The organism is Chryseobacterium formosum (assembly GCF_026460885.1).
GTDB classification, from domain to species: domain Bacteria; phylum Bacteroidota; class Bacteroidia; order Flavobacteriales; family Weeksellaceae; genus Chryseobacterium; species Chryseobacterium formosus.
The window spans coordinates 24,390-48,686 of sequence record NZ_JAOVZW010000027.1 but is presented as its reverse complement, the minus strand read 5'-3'; the positions used below and the strand labels follow the sequence as shown (position 1 = coordinate 48,686).

The window sequence follows — 24,297 nt, the reverse complement described above, 5'->3', positions numbered from 1 at the left end:
TTACAAATTTAAGAACATTGTAAAATGTCTTTTATACTTGAGCAGATGATAAATGTCAGTCTCAATAAAACCTTTAAAATAATATTTGAGGCTATCTTTGTTTTTAATTAATCTAAATAAAAATAAAATGAAAAGATTATATGTTTTTGCCTTTTTTATTCCGATGATGTTTCAGTCGCAGACATTTTCTGAGGTTTCTACCAACATCAAAAATTTCTATTATGGCTCAAGTGCCATTGGAGATTTTAATAACGACGGTAAACCAGATGTTGTTTACAATGGCGCAATAGATAATGATGCAGACGGAAATGCCGATATTACATTTAATGAAATTTATTCCAACAATAACGGTATTTTTTCAGCGTATGGAAATCTGGGAACCGATGTTACGCATTTAGGAGATATTAAATTTATAGACTATAATAATGATGGTTTGCTCGATATCGTTTCCACAGGTTTGAGCTATAATAATGTTGTTAATTATAAGCATTATCGATTTCTGAATAACGGAACAGGGTTTTCAAAAGTGGAAGATACTGCAGGGAAAATCTACGGTTCAATTGAAGTTTTTGATTTAAATCACGATGGAAAACAAGATTATGCTATTAATGGTACACAATACGTTGATGGAACTGGTTTTGTCAATGATTTGAGTCTTTATCAAAACTCCGGAAATGGTTTTCAACTAAATCAGTCGTGGCTTCCGGGAACTCAGAATGGTAGTTTTAAGGTTTTAGATTTAAATAATGATAATCTTCTGGATGTTGTGGTTTTTGGTTATGATGAAAATACAAGTCCTGTTTTTAAAACTTACTTAAATTCAAGTAACGGACTTCAGTTATCTCAAACTCTTTTACCTTTAGCAAGTGGGAAAATGACTTATGCGGACTTTAATGGCGACGGTTTTCTTGATTTGGTCGCAATTGGTCAGGATGATAATTATGATGAATATCTTGGCATTTTTATGAACGATGGAACGGGGCAGTTTGCCGAAATTGAAATACCCAATGAAGGTCTTTCGGCCTCAAGTGTTGATGTTGGAGATCTTAATAACGATGGATACTATGATTTTATCGTCATTGGTGATGATGCAAATAATGACGGAGTTGTTAATGTATTTCTATACAATCCAACTTCCAATTCTTTTACAAAAGCAACCAATACTTCTTTGTATAATTTAGGCGGAACAGGAAATGTAAGACTTTTTGATTATGATGGAAACAATCATTTAGACGTTTTAATGACTGGTTTTGATTGGGCAGATCCGGATTTGAATTCATTTACCAAATTATATAAAAATACTTCCACATCAACGAATTTAAAACCAACCGCTCCGGCAAATTTAAATTTAACAAAAACCGGAAATACGTTCAATTTCACATGGAGTGGTGCGACAGACGATAAAACTTCTGTAAATGCATTACAATATGAAATTAAAGTGGGAACAACTCCGGGAGCGCAAGATGTCGCAAAATATATTGTGACGACACCTTCTTGGTTTTTAACACTTGATCCATCGATTCAAGATGTGTACTGGAGTGTGAGATCAATTGATGCATCAAAAGTTTATTCTGATCCGTCTGTTGAACATACATTAAGTGTAAATGATTTCTCTTCGAAAACGCAACTGTCAATATATCCAAACCCAGCTTCTGAAAAAGTTTTCATTAAAGGTGAAACGGCTTCCATAGTAGAAATGTACTCAATGGATGGAAAAAAGCTAAATGTACAACTCAACAGTGATCAGTCAATCAACGTTTCTGATCTTTCGAAAGGGATGTACATCCTGAAAATTAAGATTAAAGATAATTGGGTTAACAAAAAACTAATGATCAAATAAGTAGCAGTTTGAATTTGATTTTAAACTCGAATTAAACTGAGAGAATCAATTTGTATTGGTTATGGTCGGAAGAGAAATCTTTCGACTTTTTTGTTTTAAAGATAAAGAAATAATATGTCTGTAATATTTGAGCTCCGTAGGAGCGAAACTGAAAAAAATAAAAAAGCATCCAAATTTTGGATGCTTTTCATATATGTTAGAAAATATTAAGCTAAAATTCTCTTTACCGCCTCTTTCACAGCAGCAGCATCGATTTTATATTTCTTCATTAATTCTGCAGGGGTTGCAGATTCTCCGAAAGTATCATTTACCGCAACAAATTCCTGTCTTGTAGGTCTTCTTCTTGCCAACATTCCGGCAATAGATTCTCCTAAACCTCCTAAATAGTTGTGCTCTTCAGCAGTAACGATTTTACCGGTTTTTTCAACTGATTTTAAAATGATTTCTTCGTCTAAAGGTTTAATTGTGTGAATATTGATTACTTCACAAGAAATACCTTCTTTTTCAAGCTCATCTGCAGCAACTAAAGATTCCCAAACCAGGTGACCTGTTGCAACGATTGTTACATCAGTTCCTTCCTGCAAAAGAATTCCTTTTCCGATTTCGAAAGGCATATCTTCCGGAATAAAAACAGGAACAGTTGGTCTTCCGAATCTTAAATAAACAGGACCATGATGATCTGCAATTGCTAAAGTCGCAGCTTTTGTCTGGTTGTAATCACAAGGATTGATAACCGTCATTCCCGGAAGCATTTTCATCATCCCGATATCTTCCAAAACCTGATGTGTTGCACCGTCTTCTCCTAAAGTAAGACCTGCGTGAGAAGCACAGATTTTAACGTTTTTATCTGAATATGCGATGGACTGACGAATCTGGTCATACACTCTTGAAGTAGAAAAGTTAGCAAAAGTTCCCGTAAAAGGAATTTTTCCTGTGATGCTTAAACCTGCAGCAAGACCCATCATGTTTGCTTCTGCGATACCAACCTGGTAAAATCTTTCAGGAGCTTTTTCGATGAATTTTTCCATTTTCAAAGAACCGATAAGGTCTGCACAAAGTGCAACAACATTAGGGTTTTTATCAGCCAATTCGGCTAAACCAGCCCCAAAACCTGAACGTGTATCTTTTTTTTCTGTATATGTATATTTCATGAGAATTTAAATTTTGATAATTGATAAATGATATGTGATCAATGATATTGAATCTTATCATTTATCGATGATAATTTATCATTTATAATTAATAATCAGCTGGAGCTTCTAGGTATAATTGTTTGAAAGCCGTATCCAATTGCTCATCATTAGGAGCTTTACCGTGCCAAGCGTGAGTTCCCATCATGTAATCAACGCCATTACCCATAATTGTGTGAAGAATGATTGCAACGGGTTTCCCTTTTCCTGTTTCTGTTTTCGCCAATTCTAAAATTGCAATCACAGCTTCAAGATCGTTACCGTTTTTCTCTTCCAAAACTGTCCATCCGAAAGCTTCCAATTTTGCATGAAGATTTCCTAATGAAAGTACATTTTCTGTACTTCCGTCTATTTGCTGTCCGTTATAGTCAATGGTAGAGATGATGTTATCTACTTTTTTAGCTGAAGCATACATCAAAGCTTCCCAAACCTGACCTTCCTGCAATTCTCCGTCACCATGAAGTGTATAAACCAAAGATTGATCTCCGTCTAATTTTTTCCCTTGCGCAACACCTAAAGCAACAGAAAGTCCCTGTCCTAAAGATCCTGAAGCAATTCTAATTCCTTCCAAACCTTCATGAGTTGTAGGGTGACCTTGTAATCTTGAATCAAGCTTTCTGAAAGTTCTTAATTCGTCAACCGGAAAGAAGCCAAATCTAGCTAAAGTAGAATAGAAAACCGGCGAAATGTGACCGTTTGAAAGATAGAAATGATCCTCGTTTTTACCTTCCATAGTGAATGGTAATTTGTAGTTCATTACTTTTCCATAAAGTGCTGTGAAGTACTCTGTACAGCCTAAACTTCCACCTGGATGACCTGAATTTACAGCGTGAACCATTCTTAAAATGTCTCTTCTGATCTGTGTTGTAAGAGATTTCAGCTCTTCAATACTTTTACTCATTCTTTTTGATTTATTTGCACACAAATCTACAATTTTTTGTCGGCTTACGGAAATGCAAAAATCCGGACTTTGAATCCGGATTTTATTATGCTTCACTTTGAGAAAATTTAGATTCTTCAACAAAGTTTTTATTATGACAAATTTCGCAGCCCGACTTGAGCGGAGCTCTTTTTGTGAAACAAAAAAGCGAGAGCGGAAGGCGGAAAAAGCTGCCCAAATTATTCTAAACCACCTTCAAATAATTCTTATTCTTCACCAGCCACAATCCAATGAAAGTTAACAACCCATTCAGAATAATTAGTTCTACGCCAATTCTATAATCTGTATAATTGGTGACCAACATATTAATAATGTAAGTTAATACCGGCGCCAAAAGCGTCACAGCAAGAATTGAATATTTTGTTGAAATTTTAAATTTAGTAAAGATTCCGAAAGCGAAAAGTCCGAGAAGTGGTCCATAAGTATAACCAGCGATTTCCATTATTAAATAAACAATTGACTTATCATTCATTGCTTTGAAAACCATAATTAAAATAAAGAAAACTACGGTAAACGTCAAGTGAACTTTCATTCTCAAACGTTTTTTCTCTTTTTCGGTTTTGTTTTTATCTTCATTTAAATTCAGTAAATCTACACAATAAGAACTCGTAACCGCCGTTAAAGCTCCATCTGCAGAAGGGAAAAGTGCGGAAATCAAACCAATAATAAAAATCACCGAAATAATCATAGGGAAATGCCCTTGAAGTGACAAAGAAGGAAATAAATCGTCTCCCATTACATTGATAATCTTTCCTGTAGCATCTTTAAATCCGAAAACATTTGAAACAACTTCTTTACCTTCGACAATATTCGTAATTTGAGAATATCCTGCACCATTTTGAAGCGCAAAAAGGTAAAGCAATCCGCCTAAAAACAAGAAAGCAAGGTTTACGAAAAGCAACGTTCCTGCGAAAGTCAGCATATTTTTCTTTGAATTCTGAAGATTATCAACCGAGATATTTTTCTGCATCATTTCCTGATCTAATCCAGTCATTGCAATGGTAATGAAGATTCCACCTAAAATGGTTTTTAAGAAAAATGTTTTGGAATTGGGATCGAAATTAATGAAATGCGTATAGTTTTTCTGTTCTAAAATCGTGTAAGCTTCTCCGAAAGATAAATTTAAGTTGGATAAAATATAAACAATACACGCAATTAAACTGATAATCATAAAAGAAGTCTGTAGAGTATCGGTAATCACAATTGTTTTTACGCCACCTTCAAAAGTGTACAAAAGCACCATCAATAAAAGTACTAATGCAGTTACCCAAAACGGAACTCCCAAACCTTCAAGAAGGAAAATTTGTAAAACATTCACTACCAAATATAATCTTGCAGTTGCCCCAATTGCTCTTGAAACAATGAAAAATACAGAACCAATTTTGTGTGCTTCAACGTTGAATCTTTTCCCTAAATAAGTGTAAATAGAAGTAAGGTTCATCTTATAATAAAGTGGAAGTAGAATGGCGGCAACGATAAAATATCCGATAAAAAACCCGATAACCATCATATAATATTCGAAACCTCCGAAAATATATTCGCTTCCGGTCATTTTTCCGACTGTACCAGGAACTGAAATAAAGGTAACACCACTTAAGCTGGTTCCGATCATTCCGAAAGCAACAAGCCACCATTTACTTTTTTTGTTACCGATAAAAAACGATTGATTATCGGAATTTCGGCTTGTGATATAAGAAATCACCAAAAGTCCCACGAAATAAACAAAGACAAAGATTAAAAGTGTCGTTCCCGGATTCATGCTTGAAATTAATTTCAGCAAATATAGTTTTTTTTAAGAAGTGGGAGAGAAGTTGAGTTTTGGATGATGGAAGTTTTGGGTAGATAATAACTTACAAAAAATATAGGTAGGATTTAAAACAAAAAAATCCGTAAAGAAAAAGTAAAACCAACTGATATTCTTTCTTTACGAATTGAATTTAATTTGCCACGAATGCACGAATTTTTACTTAATAAAAAATATTAACAATACAATTAGTGCATTCGTGGCTATAGTCTGCGAAAATCTGTTTTTTCTGAGCGAGTTTCCTAACCTTCGCCTCAACCTACAAAACATCTCTCAAATCCTCATTTTTCTGAAAAGTTGCTTTTGCAAACGGACAAAGAGGGATTATTTTTTTGCCTTTTTCTCTTGCAAATTCTACGGCTTTAATTAGCATTTCTTTTCCTACTCCTTTCCCGTTGTAAGCTTCTTCCACTTCGGTGTGATCAATGATCAATCGATCTTCACCTGCCCAAGTATAAGTCATTAATCCGGCTTTGTTTCCATCGATTAAAGCTTCAAAGCTTCCGTGTTTTTCGTCGTTGTTTTGTTTTACTTCTATCATATTTATGAAAATTTGGTTTGAATTTGTATTTCGTTAAGTAATATTTTGTGCACCGGACAAGCATCTGCAATGGCGTGAAGTCTTTTCAATTGATCTTCGCTTAAATCCGTTCCTTCAAAACTAATGCTTCTTTTGAAAACTGCCAATTTTGTCAGCGGAAAATTTTCTAATTCGACTTCTACGTCGATCTTTTCAACGTTCCATTCTTTTCTATCGATGTACATTCTTAGAGTTGCTGCGGTACAGCTTGCCAAAGAAGTTGCGAGAATTTCAAATGGATTAAAACCTTTATTTTGTCCGCCTTTATCAATGGGTTCATCGGTAATTAAAGTATTTTCTCCTGCGACAACTTCAGTATAATATTTTGTTGTGCCTAAGCTTGCTTTTACGATAACTGACATTATTTTTCTGTATTAAATTTATAACTTAATGCTCCGGAAGGGCACAAGTCTATTTGATTTTTAAGTTCCGATGGTGTTGCATTTTCAGGTTTTAACCATGGTCTTGCTTTTGGGTTGTACACTTTCGGAAGTGTTTTTACGCAAACTGCAGAGTGAATGCATTTCTGAGGCTGCCAAATGACAGTAATCTCTCCGTTTATATATTCATGGGTATCCATATTTTTTTGATTATTAAATTCTTCTTTTTAGAAACCGGAAGAATTAGTTTTGAATTTGATTTTTGAAATTTCCAATCTTATCATTCAAATCTTTCAGCATTTCAGGATTGATAACACCGCTTTCCAAATCAAAATTTTCGTAAAATTTAGACAATGAAAAAGTTTCTTTTACATCTGCTGCAAATTGTGGAAAGAATGTTTTAGCTGTATTCATCACATTTCCGCCGCCATAACCTCCCGGAGAGGTCGACATCAGAAACATCGGCTTATTCTGAAAAACTTTTACATTAATTCTTGAAGCCCAATCGAAAACGTTTTTAAAAGCTGCAGAATAAGAACGGTTGTGCTCTGCCAAAGAACAGATAATGACATCACATTCTTCAATCTGCTTCAAAAAATTATGAGCTTCATCAGGAAAACCTTTCTTTTCTCTGTCAACCGAGAAAACGGGCATGTCAAAATCATTTAAATCGATTAAATTAATTTCATCTTCCTGAAAACTCTTCAGAACAAATTTTACCAATTCTCTGTTGATGGACGTGGAAGAGGTACTTCCTGCAAATGCTAATATTTTCATTTTTGAATTTTTTTAATGCTTGAATTATTTTTTCACTGAATCCTCCTTCACTTTTTCCAGATAATCTTTTTCCAAATCTTTTAGTTTTTTGAAATAATTTTCTTTATCCATAAATAACTTAGGATCGTAAGAAGCTCCTGCTTTTCTCTTCTTATGAAGGTCAAACTGACTAGCGTGAGAAGCTACCCAAAGATCAAAATTCAGTTTTTTTATTGCTGAAAAAGTATAAGCGTAATCTTTTTGAATATTTTGATAGGTTTTTACTTCAGAAAATTTTTTATCAATGATGATCGAAGGCAAATTGGCAATCAAAACTTTGTAATTTTTGTTTCCTTCTTTGGTTTCAAGCATAAAACTACAAGAACCTTTTGTATGACCGGGATGATGGAGCAGCGTTAAAACAGTGCTTCCCAATTTTATTTTGTCGTTATTTTTCAATAGAAAATCAGGTTTTACAGGCTGAAAAGTAATTCCGTATTTTCCCAATTCGTAATCAGATTTCCCTCCACTTTCTAATTCTGCGGCATCCTTTTCGTCAACATACAATTTAGCTCCGGTTTCTTTTTTAATTTCAGCCATTGCTCCCATATGATCGAAATGAGCCTGCGTTAAGGATAAAATCTTGATATCATCATAGTTAAAGCCCAATTTCTTGATATTGTTTTTAATGATCGGAAGAGAGTCTTTCAATCCTGTATTAATAAGAATGTTTCCTTTATTGGTAACAATTAAATAAGAAGCTAAATCGTAAGTTCCTACATAATAAAGATTTCCAACAATTTTGAATGGCTCATAACTTTGCGACCATTCTGCAGGATTATTTTTAGGCTCAGTAACAGTTTGAGCATTACTCAAAAAAGTTGCAGTTATTAATAATAAAAAAAAGATTCTTTTCATTGAAATAGGTTTTAAATACCGATAAAGTAAGCTTAAAAATTTATTTTCTGTTTAAAATAGCTCTCGGAAGTGGAACATATTCTTTTTCGTCTCCCGGAACTAAAGGAAAAGCTTCGTGATTTTGATCATTCCAGTCAACTTTTGCTTTGTCGATTAATTCTTTGTCTGAATTAACGAAATTCCAAAATATAAAACGTTCTTCATCGAAAGGCTCGCCTCCGAAAAGATAAACTGTACCATTTTCGCTCATCTCAAATTCACATAGTTCAGTATTTTTTGCAATCATTAATTGTTTTGAACCGTAAGAATTTCCGTCTGTAGAAACGGTTCCGTCTAAAACATACATCGCAGCTTCACCATAAAGGTCTTTCCCGATGCTTATTTTTTTAGCTTCCTTAGTTTTAATTTCGATAAAAAACAATTTGCTGTGAACGGGAACTGCAGATTTTCTTCCGAATGCTTCTCCTGCAATTAATTTATACTGAATTCCGTCTTCTTCCCAAACCGGAATCTGGTCTGCTTCGATGTGATGGAAAGTTGGTTCGGTTTGCTCCAAATGTTTTGGAAGTCCTACCCAAATCTGAAACCCGTGAAGTTTTTTATCGGTTGTTCTGAGATATTCAGGAGTTCTTTCAGAATGCACAACACCTTTTCCGGCAGTCATCCAGTTTACAGCTCCAGGTTTGATTTCAAGAGCACTTCCGATGCTGTCTCGGTGAAAAATTGATCCTTCCAAAAGATAAGTTAGCGTGGAAAGACCAATGTGAGGATGTGGCGGAACATCAAGATTCTGATAATCTTTCAATTCTGAAGGTCCCATATGATCGATAAAAACGAAAGGACCGACTGCTCTTTTTTCACGGAAAGGCAATAATCTTCCCACTAAAAAATTTCCTATATCTGCAGATTTTTCTTCTATGATAAGTCCGATATTTGACATAATGATTGCGATTTTAGTTTTGTTTGTATGAAGCTAATTTAATTAAAATTTCTACTATTTACTGTACTTTAATTAAAATTAAAGCTTATCGTAAGCTTCAAATCTTTGGTCTACAATACGTTTCCAATCCTGATTTTTTTTGATGAATGCAAAAACGTATGGGCAATAAGGAAGTAACTTTTTACCGCTTTCTTCAATATACATTAATGTTTTCTCTACAACCGCTGCAGCAGCTCCGGTTCCTGCCAATTCAGGTTCGGCCTCTGTATGAATTAAAGCAATTTGCTGACTTGTTTCTTTATAATCGATAAATGCGAAATGACCGTTAAATTCTATTTCAAATCTCTTTTTATCTTCATTTTTTACTAATGGAATGTTTTCAAATTCTGGTTTCATGATGTTTATATTTAAAGTTTGATTTTGTAAGTACTTAATATGATATTTTAAACGCAATGTTCGCTAAGATTTTAGAATTGTTTTGCATATTTTCTGTTCGCAAAGGCGTTTCACTCAGCTAAGGCTTATTGCTGTCATTTGCTGAACGAAGTGCCTTTGTGATCGGAAAATATTTTCAGTAAGAGTAATAAACCTTTGCGAACATTGCGTTAAAATTATTTGTTCTCAGATTAAATTTAATCTTCCAAATACCCGAATTTTCCGGTATTGAAATCTTCAAAAGCCTGCATGATTTCTTCTCTTGAATTCATTACAAATGGACCGTGCGGAAAAATTGGTTCATTTAAAGGTTCTCCGCTAAGAATCAAAATTACGGAATCTTCGGTTGCTTCAATTGTGAAGTTTTCTCCTTTATTTTCAAACAAAACAAAATGATTGGTCGGAGCTTTTTCTTCTCCATTGACCAAAATATTTCCTTCGATGACCAAAGCAGCGGTGTTGAAATTTGCAGGAAAATTAAATTCTGCTTTTCCGCCTGATTTTAATTTCGCATTCATCAGATTAACAGAACTGAAAGTCGAAGCAGAACCTTTTACACCTTGATATTCTCCGGCAATGATTTCTACAAATCCGTTTTCAGCTAAATCAATTTTCTGGATTTCCGAATTTTTTAACGCCTGATATTTTGGAGGACTCATCTTATCTTTTGCCGGAAGATTTACCCAAAGCTGAACCATTTGGAAAATTCCGCCCTGTTTTAACCATTCTTTTTCGTGATATTCTTTGTGAAGAACTCCTTTTGCTGCAGTCATCCATTGTACATCACCTTCACCGATAATTCCACCGCCTCCTGCACTGTCGTGATGCTCTACTTTTCCTTGATAAGCAATCGTCACTGTTTCAAAACCTCGATGCGGATGAACACCAACTCCTCGTGGAATTTCCGAACCGTTGAAATGAAATTTAGAATTATAATCGAACATAATAAAAGGATCCATTCTCTTCATACTTAAATGCGAAGAGCCCGGAATAAAATTATGCACCCTAAAACCGTCTCCCACAAAATGTGCAGGTTTTGGTGGAACTATGATTTCTACTTTTTTAGTTGTCATAATATTGTTTGTTTTAATTTTTAACAAATTTAGGACAGCCGGTTTTCTCTCACATTGATGTGTGGTAATTTAGGTTGGAGGGTTTTTGAGTCGGAGAGTTTGAGAGTTGTAGTGTATTAGTGTTTGAATTTTTTTACTCTCAAACTTCAGAACTACCAAGCGCTATTTCACTTATTCTTTCGAATTCATATTTCTGCCGTCCGAAACGTGAAGTCTTCTGAAAACTAATGAAGAAATAATAGTTAAAACTCCTACTGTGAGGAAAGTGTAGCGAAAAGCATTGTGAGTTTCATGTCGGATAAGCTCTGAATTGTTTTCGTAAATTTTTAAAACGATTAACCCAAATGCAATCCCAAAACCTATTGCAAGTTGTTGATTAACTGATAGAAGGGAATTTCCACTGCTGGTCTGGAAGTTTCGTAAATCTGCAATCGAAATTGTATTCATCGAGGTAAACTGAATTGAATTGAAAAATCCTAAAATTGCAATCACAGGAATAAACCAAAAAATAGAGGTGTGAATATCCGGAATAGCCAAACAACAAATCAAAGTTCCAATCACAATGGTGTTGAGCATTAAAGTTCGTTTGTAACCGTATTTATTGAGAATTTTTATGACATACGATTTTCCAAACATCGCCGTCAAAGCCATCGGTGCAATAATCCACCCTGAAATGACTGCAGATTGACCGTAAGCAATCTGAATCATTAAGGGGAGCAACAACGGTACAGAGCTAATTCCTAATCTTGTGGCAAGATTTCCTACAATTCCTACTCTGAAAGTTCTTACCTGAAATAGGCTTAAAGGGAAAATAGGATTTTCGCCTCTTTTAGCATGATGATAATAGTAATACAGGAATAAAAATCCCAGAATAAAAACTACTAAAACCGGCGTAATATTCTGCATATCTCCAAAAAGTTCAAGCGAAACGGAAAGCAGGAGAGAAGCTGCCGCAAAAATTAAGAAACCTTTTAAATCGAAATCAGTATCTCTCGAATTGTAATTAGGCATAAATTTCAAACCCAAAACAATTCCTAAAATTCCAATCGGAATATTAATAAGAAAAATCCAGTGCCACGAAAGATAATCAACCATATATCCGCCGACTAAAGGACCTAAAACAGGACCAATCAACGCAGGAATAATCGCAAAATTCATTGCTTTTAATAATTCGTTTCTGTCGAAAGTTTTAATTAAAGCTAATTTTCCGACTGGGGTCATCAAACTTCCGCCAACTCCCTGAATGACTCTTGAAATCACCAAATGGGTCAGATTCTGAGAAATCGCACAAAACAAAGACCCTAAACTGAACAAAACCAAAGAGAATACAAAAACTCTTCTCGTCCCGAATCGATCCGCCAAAAATCCACTTGCAGGCATGAAAACTGCTAAAGTTAAAACATAACTGATAATAGCATTCTGCATATTCAACGGAGATTCGTTTAAATCTTTTGCAATTGAGGGCAAAGAAGTATTCAGAATCGTAGAATCGAGCATCTGCATAAAAATTGCTGTCGCAAGAATCAACGGCAGAACTTTTTTTACGGTTTGGCGGGGAGAAATTGTTGTGGGCATTTGTTTAGCTGGCTCTATTTGCCAAAACAATTTACAAAAATTAGTCCGAAACTGCTTTTAATTTGCTCACGAATAATCTATAAGCCCATATGAATAATAGGATACTTTTTTCCCGAACTGTCTTTCTCTGACCTTCCGATTTGCTTAAATCCCATCTTTTCATAAAATCCAATGGCTTGTGGATTTTGTTCGTTGACATCAACTTTTGTAAAATCTGTTTTATCTTTTAAAGACTGAAATAAAATTTTACCGAAACCTTTTCCACGAGAATTATTGTGAATAAAAAGCATTTCTAAAATATTTTCAGAAACAGCACCGAATCCTGTAATTTCTTCATTTTCAAAAATTATATAAACTTCAAGATTTGGAAGATAGTCTCTCGGAATGACTTCTTTAAAATATTTAAAATCAGCTTCAGATAAAAAATCATGAGTGGCTTTTACCGCCGATTCCCAGATTTCCATAATTTTAGGATAATCTTCTGAAGTTGCAATTCTGAAGGGATGGGACATAATCTAAATTTTTGATAAAAATAAAGAAAAACAATTAGTGTCTGAATTTACTAGAATTCCTAATTACACAAAAGATTAAATTGAAAAGTAAAAGATGATGTTGTTAAAAATAATATAAAATTCATTTTTCAGATAAAATCTGTGTGTCAAAATTTAAAACTTTATCCGAAATTTGTTAGACATTAAAAAAAACAAAATATTATGCATCAAAAAATATACGCAGGACAACCTGTAATTAATCTCAATAACGGAGTTGATATTCCTGCTTTAGGTTTCGGAGTTTGGCAGATGGAAAATCTTGAAGAATGTGAAAAAGCAGTTGTTAAAGCGATTGAAGTCGGTTACAGAATGATTGATACGGCTGCAATTTATCAAAATGAAACAGCGGTTGGTAATGCCATTAAAAACAGCGGAATTAATCGTGAAGATTTGTTTGTGACTTCAAAACTTTGGGTTCAGGATCATGGTTACGAAAAAGCAAAGTCGGCTTTCCAAAGAACTCTCGACAGATTACAGTTAGATTATCTTGATATGTATCTTATTCACTGGCCTTTTGGAGATTTTTTAGGAGGGTGGAAAGCGATGGAAGAATTGTACCATGAAGGGAAAATCAAAGCGATTGGTGTATGTAATTTTACGGTTGAAAAGCTGGAAGAATTAAAATCACATTCTACGGTTTCTCCAGTCATCAATCAGATTGAATTGCATCCTATTTTCCAGCAAAAAGAACTTAAGGTTTATAATAAAGAAAATAATATCGTTACTCAACCTTGGAGTCCGCTTGGAAACGGAAATGCAGAACTTTTAGATAATCCTTTACTTAAAAAAATAGCATTTAATCATAATAAATCTGTTGCTCAGGTTATTTTGAGATGGCATTTGCAGGAAGGTTTCTGTGTGATTCCGAAATCGGTAACACCTTCAAGAATTGAGCAAAATTTTGATGTTTTTGATTTTGAACTTTCTGAAGATGAAATGAATGTTGTTCGTTCTTTAGATACAGAAAAGAGATTGTTTTTTGATCCAAAAGATCCGGTTTGGGAAGAAAAAATGCTGAATGCTGTAGCGGATATTTAATAATCTCTCACAGAGTTTATTAATCATGCGGATGTCTGTATTTGCAAAATCTGCGAGATCAATTATTTTTAGCTAAATTTAATTTACATCATAACATCACACAATATAAATGAAATCACCATCACAAAATTTCGAAAAACCAATAAAGAAAAAGTCAACGGTAAGAAAAATATTTAAAATTGTTGGATTTGGATTTTTAGTTTTAATATTGGGATTAGGGATCTCAGAATATGTTTACCGAAACGAAACCGAAACGCCACTTTACAAAATTCAACAATATTTAACGTATAGTAAGGAAGATTGGGAGAATTATGAAAATAATAAAAAGATTTTGGCGAGTTTCCCGGCTGAATCCAGTAATGTAGATATTGCAACTCCAGCTCCTGAAAGCCCAATTGATACGTTGATGTGGACAAGTGCAATTAAAAATAAAGACTATATTCCGGATGAGGTTTTGGCTGAAATTAAAAGGTATAAAGCACGAGATTTTTCTAAATTAATTGTAGCGGAAACGAAACCGACTGATGAAGAAGCACAAAATGCGATTATCCGAAATTATAAAAATGAAGTTACTAAGCTTTTGGATGAATATAAAGCGCACATTCAGATCGGAACGGCTTATAATGCCCCATTGCAATCGCAAGATGAATTGGTAAGAGTTACGGCAATGGTTTCGGCATTTAATAAAGAGCGTGGAAACCTTGGAAATATTCAAATGCCACTCGATGTAATTTATGATTTTGTACAGTATAAATCTGAGCCTGATGTTTGGTATTTGGCAGATTTTAGCCAGAATATTCCTTATGATTATAAGCTTAACAAGGATCCTTGGTAAATTTTCTAAATCATTATAAAACAAAAATCGCTTTCAAGATAATCTGAAAGCGATTTTTATATTTTTTAAAACTTATTTCGTTAAATCTAAACCACCGAAATTTCCGGAACTCATCATCATATAAACTCCCTTAGTTTTGTCTAATAAATCCCAATAAGCATGAAGTTCTTCTGCATTGGTAAAGACTTTCAGGTTTTCATTTTTGAATTTCTCTTTAATTAATTCGGGAGAAATTGGCTCCATTCTTTTGATTTTTAAGGCATCTTCAGAATAGAAAACAATAGCTTCATCCAATCCGTCCATCGCGTAATCATACTGCTCAAGAAAAACAGGATTTAAACTTGAATAAGTGTGAAGTTCAAGAAAACCGTATTTCTTTTCGTTTTTAAACTGTTCGCAAAATGCTTTTACAGCAGCTTTTACTTTGCTTGGAGCGTGCGCAAAATCTTTGTAAAGAATTCCTTTATCTTCTCTTTCTACTTTTTCAAGACGTTTTGAAGCACCTTTGAAACTCATAATCGCATCGTAGAAATCTTCATCCATAATTCCCAAAGTGTGGCAAATATGTCTTGCTCCTTCAAGATTTAATAAATTGTGCGCTCCAAAAACAGAAAGCGGAATATCTCCCATTTCGGTTTTCAAAAGAACTTTTCCGTTGCTGATTTCGTATTCCGGAGTTTTGTATGGCATTTTTCTGAAATAATTTTCAGCATTTTCTATCACTTTTACCACTTCCGCATCTTCTTCATTATAAACCAAAACTCCACCCGGAGTAATACTTGCTACAAATCTTCTGAACTGCTCAATATAATCGTCAAATGTTTTGAAAACATTGATATGATCCCACGCAATTCCGCTCATTAAAGCGATATTCGGTTGATATAAGAGGAATTTTGAACGCAAATCGATAGGAGAGGAAAGGTATTCGTCACCTTCCAAAACCATAAAATCGTTATCTTCAGTAAGTTTTACCATACAGTCGAAACCTTCCAACTGCGCTCCAACCATATAATCTACATCTTTCTGATGAAAATTCAGTACGTGAAGAATCATGGAAGTAATCGTGGTTTTTCCGTGTGAACCGGCGATAACAACTCTTGTTTTTGTTTTTGACTGTTCGTAAAGAAATTCAGGATAAGAATATATTTTTAAACCTAATTCTTTTGCTTTAGCCAATTCAGGATTGTCTTGATGAGCGTGCATTCCAAGGATTACAGCATCAATATCAGATGTAATTTTTTCAGGAAACCAACCCAATTCTTCAGGAAGAATTCCTTTTTTTTCTAATCTCGATTTTGAAGGTTCAAAAATAGCATCATCCGAACCTGTAACCTGATATCCTTTATCTTTAAGAGCAATTGCAAGGTTGTGCATTGCGCTTCCGCCAATAGCAATGAAATGAGTTCTCAACTTATTTTCTTAGTTTTTTACGTTGTTATTAATGATTTCCTGAAAATTTGCCGTAATATTTTCCCAGTTGGTTTTGTAATTAGGCATGATCATGCTTCCATCGTTCTTGCTGCCTTCATTTGCGCCTTTCTTAACGTTGATGGATGTTGTTACGTTATCATACACCTTTTTGTGATCTTCCTGAATTCTTCTGAAATTATTTTTCGAAAGTGTTTCGTCTAATTTTTTCAGATCTTCATTAGATATTTTAAAGTTTTTCTTTGTTTTTTTACCTTGTCCTTCAAAAGAATAATGAGCATCATTTCCTTTAATTAAAAGGTTTTCGTAAGATGGAGCGTAACCACCGCTTCTAGAATAACTGATGTCAAAATCTGAATACATTTTCTGACTGTTACAAGAAAGCACTGTCAAAATAATTAAAAGTATTCCTAAAATCTTCTTCATTGTTGTCGTTTTAGTTTTGTGGATTGGTTTGGTCAGATTTTTTAGCCTTGATTTCTTCATCATACGTATGCAGAATGTTAAAATCTTCGGTTTGCTCAATGGCAGTCATTATTTTAAGAAGAATTTGCTGTGCATTCTCATTATCATAATCAATGTCTAAAGGCTTTTTAAATTCCATTGTTGGTTTTACTCCGGTCACTTTTACACGAAGTCCTTTTTTGTCAAACGCTCTTCTGAAGCCATTTATTTTGATTGGAATTACAATCGGCCGTTGATTTTTAACCAATTTTGCGGTTCCTTTTCTTCCTTGAGCAAAAGCTGCAGTTGTACCTTGAGGAAATGTAGCAACCCAACCGTTGTCTAAAGCTTTCATGATATTGTCGATCTCACCAAGATCTACCATTCTGTTGATATTTTTACCTTCTGCTCTCCAGGTTCTTTTTACGGTAACTGCACCTGCAATTTTAAATATTTTTGGAAGAATCCCTTTGTTCATGGTTTCTTCAGCAGCTACATAATAAAAATCTACTCTCGGATTTAAAAGGTAAATAGGGTTTTTAATAGTGTTTAAATAACCATTATTTACCGCACAAAATGCGTGATACATTGCGGCAACATCGGCAAAGTAGGTTTGATGGTTGGATACGAAAAGCACATTGGAATCCGGAAGATCTACCAAATTCTCTGTTCCTGTGATTTTCAGCTTGTTGAAGCCGTTGAATCTTCTGTAAGAAACAATTCCCAGAATAAAAATGATAAATCTTTTTAAGAAATAAGGTGTTCCGAATGAATCGGTAAAAATGTTTTTCTTCGCCATTTTTCAATTAAACATAATAGTTGCAAAGTTACATTTTTTTAATCAACTGGCTGAATTCGCTCAGGATCATGGCTGTAGCTCCCCAAATAATATATCCGTTGAAGTTAATGACAGGAACTTCGTGACCTCCGGCTCCTGGAAGTGCCATAATTTCGGGACTGTCGGGTAAATTTAGAAATGAAGTAATCGGAAATTCAATCACTTCTACTGCTTCACTTTGCTGTAAAACAAATTCCGGATTTTTCTTGGTGTAAGAAATATAGGGATAAACGTAAAAATTACTCGGCGGAATGTAAATTGGTGATAATTCACGAATAATTCTCACGTAATGTTTTTCAAGACCTATTTCCTCAGAAGTTTCTCGAATGGCGGTTTCGGCAAAGTCTCTATCTGTTTCTTCACGTTTTCCACCGGGAAGAGAGATTTGTCCGCTGTGTCTGTCTCTTTCGTTGGTACTTCTTACAATTAAAGGAAAATACCATTCATTATCTTTTAGATATAAAACGATATTCACCGCAGCGAATTTTGGATTTTTTTCTAAAACCTCATCATAAGTAAATATAGGCCGGGAAGGCGGAGAGAAAACTCCATGCGCATTTGAGCCTGCCAATCCAGCATTTTTTATTTTTTTTAAAAGATCTTTTCCAAAACTTTCCATAGCTCAAATTTACTAATATATCTTGTAGAAAGGAAGCCGGAAAATGTTAATTATCAATAATTTTAAGAGTAAAGCTTACACCGTAATTCTACGGATGTAGTTTGTAACTAATAGCCGTTAGAACGAAAAACTGAAAACAGTTACAATACAAACTGCATCCAGTGATTTTTAAAATTTACACTATTCCAGTGGTTTTTTCCTCATTTTGTGCTTCTATCTTTGTCTCACTATTAACCAACTAAATTTTAATTAAAATGAAAAAATTAGTAACAGGAGCATTTGCTCTTACAGCAATGGGTTTTACTTTTGCCCAAAACCAAAGTAATAATGCTACACAAAGCGGTAGCGATAATACACTGACGGTAACGCAGTCTTTGCAAGGTAACAAGAATGTTTATACCCAGTCACAAGATCGTAATACGGGTACAGTTACACAGTATGGTAGATTTAATGAAAATAAAACTACTCAAACGGGAGATGATAACACAGCTACAACTACACAGGGTACTAGTGCGATATTGTTTGCTAGAGATAACAAAGTTGAGCAAATTCAGACAGGGGATGATAATACAGCTACTGTTTCTCAATTAAAAACTGCGCAGTCAAATGTTTGGCAAACTCAAATAGGAGATGATAATGAGTCTTCAGCTACACAGAGCAAAAATATAGCATCTTCAAATATTACACAATATCAAGAAGGTGATGATAACAATGCAATGGCAAAGCAAGAGGGTAATAATTCTTCCGCTGCTATAGTAGGACGTATTAATTCTATTAATCAAAGACAAGAAGGCGATGATAACGAAGCAAATGCAACACAGTTGGTAAGTGCTAATTCAACGATTCTTCAAAATCAAGATGGTGATAATAACAAAGCTACAGCATTGCAAGGTGATGGAGCTTTTCTAGGAGGTAGAAATAATTTTGCAGAACAAATCCAAGATGGTGATGATAATATCGCTGAAATTGAGCAAATTGGTTTAAATAATAATTCTTATCAATTTTCAGATGGAGATCTTAACAATAGTGTTGGATATCAAAATGGTTCAAACAATGGTTTAACGATTAATCAAATTGGTGATTCTAATATAGCTGATTCAGAACAAAGAGGAAATGATAATACTGCAAATATTAGACAACAAGGAGGTGATTCAAACCGAGCTTATTCTTATCAAAGAGGTGTTAGCAATAATTCTGTAGATGTTATCCAAACAGGAACAAACAACTATTCAAACTCAAGCCAAGATGGTGCTATTAGTGGTTTATTAAGCTGGGATAATGAAATTACTCACACACAAACCGGAAATAATAACAGTAGTTCTGATGTACAATACGGATGGAATAATACATCTGTAGTTACTCAAAATGGGAATGGACATTCTCATACAGGTTCTCAAACTGGATCAAATAACAGTATCACAGTTACTCAAAACGGAAACTAGTTTTTTAACTTCATAGACAAAAAAAGGAGAAGCGCAGCTTCTCCTTTTTTTATTTTTATAACCGTATAAATACTGTACGCAATAACCGAAATCAGTGATTTTTTGTGAGTAACTGTTTAACGTGTTTTGTGAAGCACTGTATTCAAGTACCTTTAAAAAAAATAAAACATGAAAACTTTTGAGAAAATATTTATTAGTCTGGCTTTACTCTTTGCGATAGCAGGAAAGTCACAAACGACAGACTGGAATCTTATCAATAGTCAAAATGCACTCGATATGATTAGTCTTCAGAATTCGAATCCGGTTGCTTCTACATTGTACGGTTCGCAAGTGGTACAAATGGGAAATAACAATAATGCAGATTTACAGCTCAATGCAAAAACGAATATTGTTATACAGCAGCTCGGCGATCAAAACAGTATTTATTTTAATAATTCTTTTTCCACTAAAGAAAGCAGATCAGCCATTACCACCCAAGGAAATAATAATATTATAGATATAACCGGTACCAACAGTATTTCGGAAGGTTTGCATCTTAATATTAAAAGTGATAATAAGACGATTTTTATGAGAAATTATTAATAAAATCTCTATGAAAAATTTATTTTCTTTCTTGCTAAGCGCTTTCTTTATCTTTTTGTCTGTCTGTTTACATGCACAGGAAGGAGATAAAGGGATTGTTGCAAAAATTGAGAAAAACGTAATAGAGAAGCAGCTTTTAGTTAAAGCGGTTGTTACTAATAATTCTTCCATTTATAGAGAACTAAATTATCTCTTGGTTGCTATTAAAAAAGGCAGCAACGGAAATCTTTCAAACAATAAACAAAGCGGAAAGTTTTCTATAAATCCTAATGAGACCAAATCTTTATCTGAACTCAGCGTAAATCTTGATAAAAATGATGCTCTGAAAGCTTATTTATACATAAGAGACGAAGAAAATCAAAAACTTATATCGAAAGACAGCCTTGAGATTAATCAGAATTTTCTAAAAAATAAAATTGCAAAAGTAGAAAGCGATGTCGTTTTTGAATTGCGTGGTCTTACCATTGACGAAACAAAAACAAAAGTTGGCAAAGACTTTTACGATCAGTTTTATATTCAGTATAATCAGCTTCCGGAAAAGAGCAGTTCTGCAATCAAAATTACAGAGTTGCCGACAAGAGGTACAAGCGGACAGATTACTATCGAAATTGATGATAAAATTATTTACGGCTTTGTCACCAATCCGAGCGAAGAATTTATTACTGAGCAGGTTTTTAATTCCCTCAGATACATTAAAGAATTTACAGCGAGCAAAAATCTTGTGAAAAATGAATTTATTTACTAAAACTAACTACCATGAAAACCATAGCAATTTTTTTAATTTTCTTATCAGGAACTTACCTGATAAAGTCACAACAATTGGTCTATAAACCTATCAATCCGGCTTTTGGTGGAGATACCTTCAATTATCAGTGGCTATTAAGCTCAGCGAGCGCTCAAAATCAGTTTGATGATAACAAAGGCGCTAATCTGTTGGGTAACTCCAGTTCCTTAGATAGTTTTACTCAGAGTCTTAATCGGCAGGTTTTGAGTCAGCTTTCTTCAAAACTTTTTCAGGATCAGTTTGGAAGTGGAGGAGTACAGCCAGGAAACTATCTTTTTGGTTCTCTTTATCTGCAGGTTACTGCAACGTCACAGGGAACAATGATCAGTATCTTGGATACAAATACGGGAGAACAGTCTGAGATTGTGATTCCAAAATAAAAAAACTAAAAACTATAACATGAGATTTTTTTTAACTATCAGAATTATATTCTGTATGCTCTTATTGTATGCCCTACAATCGTGTGGAACCGCAATGAGTTTTACTTCTAATAAAGAGGTCTCAACGATGGGTGAGATTACGACTCATACCACAGAACTGCGAAATTTACCATTACCTAAAGAGAAAGTTGTCATAGGTGTTTATAAGTTCCGGGATCAAACCGGGCAATATAAACCCTCTGAAAACGGAGCAAACTGGAGTACCGCAGTACCACAAGGTACAACTACAATTCTTATTAAAGCTTTGGAAGACAGTAGATGGTTTAAGCCCATCGAAAGAGAAAATATTGCCAATCTTCTTAATGAAAGACAGATTATTCGATCTACAAGACAGGAATATTTAAAGGATGCAGATAAGAATAGTCAAAATTTACCGCCTTTGTTATATGCAGGAATGCTTTTGGAAGGTGGGGTGATTTCTTACGACAGCAACGTGATGACAGGCGGGATTGGCGCAAGATATTTCGGAATTGGCGCTTCGTCACAATACAGACAAGACAGGATCACGATTTATCTTCGTGCAGTTTCTACTCTAAACGGAGAAATTCTAAAAACGGTTTATGTTTCTAAAACCATCCTTTCTACAAGTGTAAACGGAAGTTTCTTTAAATATATCGATACTGAAAGATTGATGGAAGCTGAGGTTGGTTTCACTCAAAACGAGCCGATTCAGCTGGCTGTAACAGATGCAATCGAAAAAGCCGTAAAATCATTAATTATTGAAGGTATAAAAGATAATATTTGGGGAAAATCGTTAGGAAATCCCGCAGATTATCAAAAAATTGTAGATGATTATGATTTGGAAGCTCAAAAAAATACCAACAGACAGATTGGGAATATTTATGCAACTGCAGAAAGATCAAAATTTTCTTTATTTGGTCAAGTTGAGGGTAATCAGGTGAGGAATGACTATGTAAATCCTGTCGCACAGTTTGGTTTAAAAGGTGGAGTAAAATATTTTTTCGATAAAAATTTCAACGTAGAATTAAGTGCTTCAGCTTACAGATTAGAAAATCAAGGAATTCTAAGACGCACTTTCATTTCTCCGGAACTTAATTTAGAATATTTTCTTTTACCAAAATATAAATTTTCCCCATTTATTTATGCCGGAGTTGGCGGTATGTTTTCTACTGAAGATGTAAAATACAAATCGCAATTCGGAGGTGGTTTTGAATATCTGGCTTTTAAAAACCTTGGAGTGAGAATTTCTTCTCAATATGACATTGGGTTTTCAGATGATTGGGATCTTCTCAAAAACGGAAAAAGAAATGACCATGCATTGAGATTTGGTTTAGGTCTAAACCTTTATTTTGGTAATAAAAACTAATAATTATGAAAACTTTTATAAAAATATTTACCCTTTTCGTTTTTCTTTTCACGTTAGGATCGTGCAACGAAGAATTGGTAGAGCAATCGCAAACAGGGGGTCTTAAAGGTAAAGTGGTGAAAAAAGGAACCAATGAACCGATACCCAATGCGAAAGTAATCACAACGCCGAGTACACAAACCGTGTTTAGTGATAAAGACGGTTTATTCGAAATAAAAAATATTCCATTAGGAAATTATTCTGTAAAAGCTGAATTGTCGGGATATGTTGCCAATTTTCAGGCAGTAAATATTCAGGGCGAAAATCAAACCGTTACTTTAGTTTTTGAAATGAGTGATGATGATTCTCTCAATTCTCCACCTACAACGCCTGTTTTGTTGAGCCCGATTGATAATGCTTTAAATCAACCTTTAACTGTTGAATTAAAATGGAATTCTACCGATCCCGATACTTCTGATGTTTTAAAATACAGATTAATTGTTAAAAATAATATTAATACAAATGTTGTTGAGGTAAATGATCTTACGGTAAAAAATTATACACTGAATAATTTGCAATACGGAGTAAGCTATTTTTGGCAGGTTGCTGTTTCAGACGGTATTCATCCTGAAGTTTTAAGTACTGTATTTAAATTTACAACCAGTACGGTTCCTTCCAACCGCTTTCATTATGTACAAAAACAAAATGGTAATCTTACAATTATTTCTAGTGATAGCCAGGGGAATCATTTTCAGTTTACACAAACAATGTACAACAGTTGGAGGCCAAGAAAAAACAATAATGCAGGCTTAGTCGCATTTTTAAGAACTGAAGGTGGCGGAACTCATATTTACACCGCAAATCCGGATGGTTCAAATCCATTTAAAGTAACACAGATTCCGGTTTCAGGTTTTAATAATTATGAAATGGATTTTGCATGGAGTACGAATGGAAATACTTTGATTTATTCCAACTTCGATAAATTATACAGAATTAATAAAGATGGAAGCGGTCAACAATTATTGTACACAACACCCGATGGAAGCTTGATTACAGAATGTGACTGGAGCTATGATAACAGTAAAATCGCTTTAAAAACCAATAATTACAACGGATATAATGTTAAAATTTTCATCATTGATATGCTTGGGAATGTGACGAAAAATATTATAACTGGAGTTTCCGGCGCTGCAGGAGGATTGAATTTTTCTGTTGACGGACAAAAATTATTGTACACAAGAGATGTTTCAGGGTATCAGGATTCAAATTACCGACAACTCGATTCCCGAATTTTTATTTATAATTTAATTACTAATGTAATTCTGGATGTTTCTACGGAAAGCGATAAGCCTACAGGAACCAATGATCTTGATCCGAGATTTTCACCAAATGATTCGCAGATTATTCTTATGAATACTTCTAATGATAATATTTCACAGAAAAACGTCGTAGTTATAGACTTGAATACTTTAATGATTGATTTTGTTCGAACCACGCTTTTCACCAATGCTGAAATGCCGGATTACGAATAAGATAATTGACAAAATATTTCTCGCAGA

At 34.2% G+C, this 24,297-nt stretch carries 26 protein-coding genes; 9 read left to right on the top strand and 17 right to left on the bottom strand.

Features of this window, described 5'->3' with window-relative positions; translation table 11 throughout:
- Positions 1-127: 127 nt before the first annotated feature.
- Positions 128-1,840, top strand: a complete 1,713-nt coding sequence (locus tag OF897_RS19130) for a T9SS type A sorting domain-containing protein (protein ID WP_267267272.1) — start codon at positions 128-130, stop codon at positions 1,838-1,840.
- Between the two features lie 206 nt (positions 1,841-2,046).
- Here the strand turns inward: OF897_RS19130 and OF897_RS19125 are convergent, their stop codons facing one another.
- The 13 genes from OF897_RS19125 to OF897_RS19065 form a co-directional block, all read right to left on the bottom strand.
- Positions 2,047-2,991 (bottom strand): transketolase family protein, encoded by a 945-nt coding sequence (locus OF897_RS19125; RefSeq protein WP_267267271.1) that lies wholly within the window; start codon positions 2,989-2,991, stop codon positions 2,047-2,049.
- A gap of 88 nt (positions 2,992-3,079) precedes the next feature.
- Positions 3,080-3,931: a transketolase gene (locus OF897_RS19120; protein ID WP_267267270.1), complete on the bottom strand. Its 852-nt coding sequence runs from the start codon at positions 3,929-3,931 to the stop codon at positions 3,080-3,082.
- Positions 3,932-4,154: 223 nt separating this feature from the next.
- The gene (locus tag OF897_RS19115) at positions 4,155-5,729 is read right to left on the bottom strand and encodes a sodium:solute symporter (protein ID WP_267267324.1); all 1,575 of its coding nucleotides are present in this window, start codon (positions 5,727-5,729) and stop codon (positions 4,155-4,157) included.
- A 304-nt stretch (positions 5,730-6,033) separates the two neighbouring features.
- Positions 6,034-6,315: a GNAT family N-acetyltransferase gene (locus OF897_RS19110; RefSeq protein ID WP_267267269.1), complete on the bottom strand. Its 282-nt coding sequence runs from the start codon at positions 6,313-6,315 to the stop codon at positions 6,034-6,036.
- A 2-nt stretch (positions 6,316-6,317) separates the two neighbouring features.
- Positions 6,318-6,716 (bottom strand): OsmC family protein, encoded by a 399-nt coding sequence (locus OF897_RS19105; RefSeq protein WP_267267268.1) that lies wholly within the window; start codon positions 6,714-6,716, stop codon positions 6,318-6,320.
- Complete coding sequence (locus OF897_RS19100; RefSeq protein WP_267267267.1) at positions 6,716-6,934, bottom strand: (4Fe-4S)-binding protein; 219 nt, start codon at positions 6,932-6,934, stop codon at positions 6,716-6,718. Before OF897_RS19100 ends, OF897_RS19105 begins: the two co-directional genes overlap by 1 nt.
- A gap of 43 nt (positions 6,935-6,977) precedes the next feature.
- The gene (locus OF897_RS19095) at positions 6,978-7,511 is read right to left on the bottom strand and encodes an NADPH-dependent FMN reductase (protein WP_267267266.1); all 534 of its coding nucleotides are present in this window, start codon (positions 7,509-7,511) and stop codon (positions 6,978-6,980) included.
- Positions 7,512-7,535: 24 nt separating this feature from the next.
- Positions 7,536-8,408: a subclass B3 metallo-beta-lactamase gene (bla, locus tag OF897_RS19090; protein WP_267267265.1), complete on the bottom strand. Its 873-nt coding sequence runs from the start codon at positions 8,406-8,408 to the stop codon at positions 7,536-7,538.
- A gap of 40 nt (positions 8,409-8,448) precedes the next feature.
- Positions 8,449-9,348, bottom strand: a complete 900-nt coding sequence (locus tag OF897_RS19085; protein WP_267267264.1) for a pirin family protein — start codon at positions 9,346-9,348, stop codon at positions 8,449-8,451.
- A gap of 78 nt (positions 9,349-9,426) precedes the next feature.
- A complete protein-coding gene (locus OF897_RS19080) occupies positions 9,427-9,744 on the bottom strand; it encodes a GNAT family N-acetyltransferase (RefSeq protein ID WP_267267263.1) in 318 nt (105 codons plus the stop codon).
- Positions 9,745-9,980: 236 nt separating this feature from the next.
- Positions 9,981-10,856, bottom strand: coding sequence for a pirin family protein (locus OF897_RS19075; protein ID WP_267267262.1), 876 nt, complete (start codon positions 10,854-10,856; stop codon positions 9,981-9,983).
- Between the two features lie 171 nt (positions 10,857-11,027).
- Complete coding sequence (locus OF897_RS19070; RefSeq protein ID WP_267267261.1) at positions 11,028-12,431, bottom strand: MFS transporter; 1,404 nt, start codon at positions 12,429-12,431, stop codon at positions 11,028-11,030.
- A 77-nt stretch (positions 12,432-12,508) separates the two neighbouring features.
- Positions 12,509-12,943, bottom strand: a complete 435-nt coding sequence (locus tag OF897_RS19065; RefSeq protein WP_267267260.1) for a GNAT family N-acetyltransferase — start codon at positions 12,941-12,943, stop codon at positions 12,509-12,511.
- 201 nt (positions 12,944-13,144) lie between these two features.
- Here OF897_RS19065 and OF897_RS19060 point away from each other — a divergent pair, with 201 nt between their 5' ends.
- Positions 13,145-14,020: an aldo/keto reductase gene (locus OF897_RS19060; RefSeq protein ID WP_267267259.1), complete on the top strand. Its 876-nt coding sequence runs from the start codon at positions 13,145-13,147 to the stop codon at positions 14,018-14,020.
- 109 nt (positions 14,021-14,129) lie between these two features.
- Positions 14,130-14,855, top strand: a complete 726-nt coding sequence (locus OF897_RS19055; RefSeq protein ID WP_267267258.1) for a hypothetical protein — start codon at positions 14,130-14,132, stop codon at positions 14,853-14,855.
- Between the two features lie 72 nt (positions 14,856-14,927).
- Here the strand turns inward: OF897_RS19055 and OF897_RS19050 are convergent, their stop codons facing one another.
- Genes OF897_RS19050 through OF897_RS19035 form a run of 4 tightly spaced genes read right to left on the bottom strand, consistent with a single transcriptional unit; the run spans position 14,928 to position 18,184 of the window.
- Positions 14,928-16,265, bottom strand: a complete 1,338-nt coding sequence (locus tag OF897_RS19050) for a UDP-N-acetylmuramate--L-alanine ligase (protein ID WP_267267257.1) — start codon at positions 16,263-16,265, stop codon at positions 14,928-14,930.
- Between the two features lie 9 nt (positions 16,266-16,274).
- Entirely contained in the window at positions 16,275-16,709 is a 435-nt protein-coding gene (locus OF897_RS19045) for a hypothetical protein (RefSeq protein WP_267267256.1), read from the bottom strand.
- A gap of 10 nt (positions 16,710-16,719) precedes the next feature.
- Positions 16,720-17,526, bottom strand: a complete 807-nt coding sequence (locus OF897_RS19040; RefSeq protein WP_267267255.1) for a lysophospholipid acyltransferase family protein — start codon at positions 17,524-17,526, stop codon at positions 16,720-16,722.
- Positions 17,527-17,554: 28 nt separating this feature from the next.
- On the bottom strand, positions 17,555-18,184 hold the full coding sequence (locus OF897_RS19035) for an NUDIX hydrolase (RefSeq protein ID WP_267267254.1): 630 nt from the start codon (positions 18,182-18,184) through the stop codon (positions 17,555-17,557).
- Between the two features lie 254 nt (positions 18,185-18,438).
- On the opposite strand from OF897_RS19035, the gene OF897_RS19030 reads away from it, so the two are divergent.
- The 6 genes from OF897_RS19030 (at position 18,439) to OF897_RS19005 (ending at position 24,270) form a co-directional block, all read left to right on the top strand.
- Positions 18,439-19,626: a hypothetical protein gene (locus OF897_RS19030; RefSeq protein WP_267267253.1), complete on the top strand. Its 1,188-nt coding sequence runs from the start codon at positions 18,439-18,441 to the stop codon at positions 19,624-19,626.
- 168 nt (positions 19,627-19,794) lie between these two features.
- Positions 19,795-20,208, top strand: coding sequence for a hypothetical protein (locus tag OF897_RS19025; RefSeq protein WP_267267252.1), 414 nt, complete (start codon positions 19,795-19,797; stop codon positions 20,206-20,208).
- Positions 20,209-20,218: 10 nt separating this feature from the next.
- Complete coding sequence (locus tag OF897_RS19020; RefSeq protein ID WP_267267251.1) at positions 20,219-20,953, top strand: CsgE family curli-type amyloid fiber assembly protein; 735 nt, start codon at positions 20,219-20,221, stop codon at positions 20,951-20,953.
- An 11-nt stretch (positions 20,954-20,964) separates the two neighbouring features.
- Positions 20,965-21,372, top strand: coding sequence for a curli assembly protein CsgF (locus tag OF897_RS19015; protein WP_267267250.1), 408 nt, complete (start codon positions 20,965-20,967; stop codon positions 21,370-21,372).
- A gap of 19 nt (positions 21,373-21,391) precedes the next feature.
- On the top strand, positions 21,392-22,759 hold the full coding sequence (locus OF897_RS19010; protein ID WP_267267249.1) for a CsgG/HfaB family protein: 1,368 nt from the start codon (positions 21,392-21,394) through the stop codon (positions 22,757-22,759).
- Between the two features lie 5 nt (positions 22,760-22,764).
- On the top strand, positions 22,765-24,270 hold the full coding sequence (locus OF897_RS19005) for a carboxypeptidase-like regulatory domain-containing protein (protein ID WP_267267248.1): 1,506 nt from the start codon (positions 22,765-22,767) through the stop codon (positions 24,268-24,270).
- Positions 24,271-24,297: the final 27 nt, after the last annotated feature.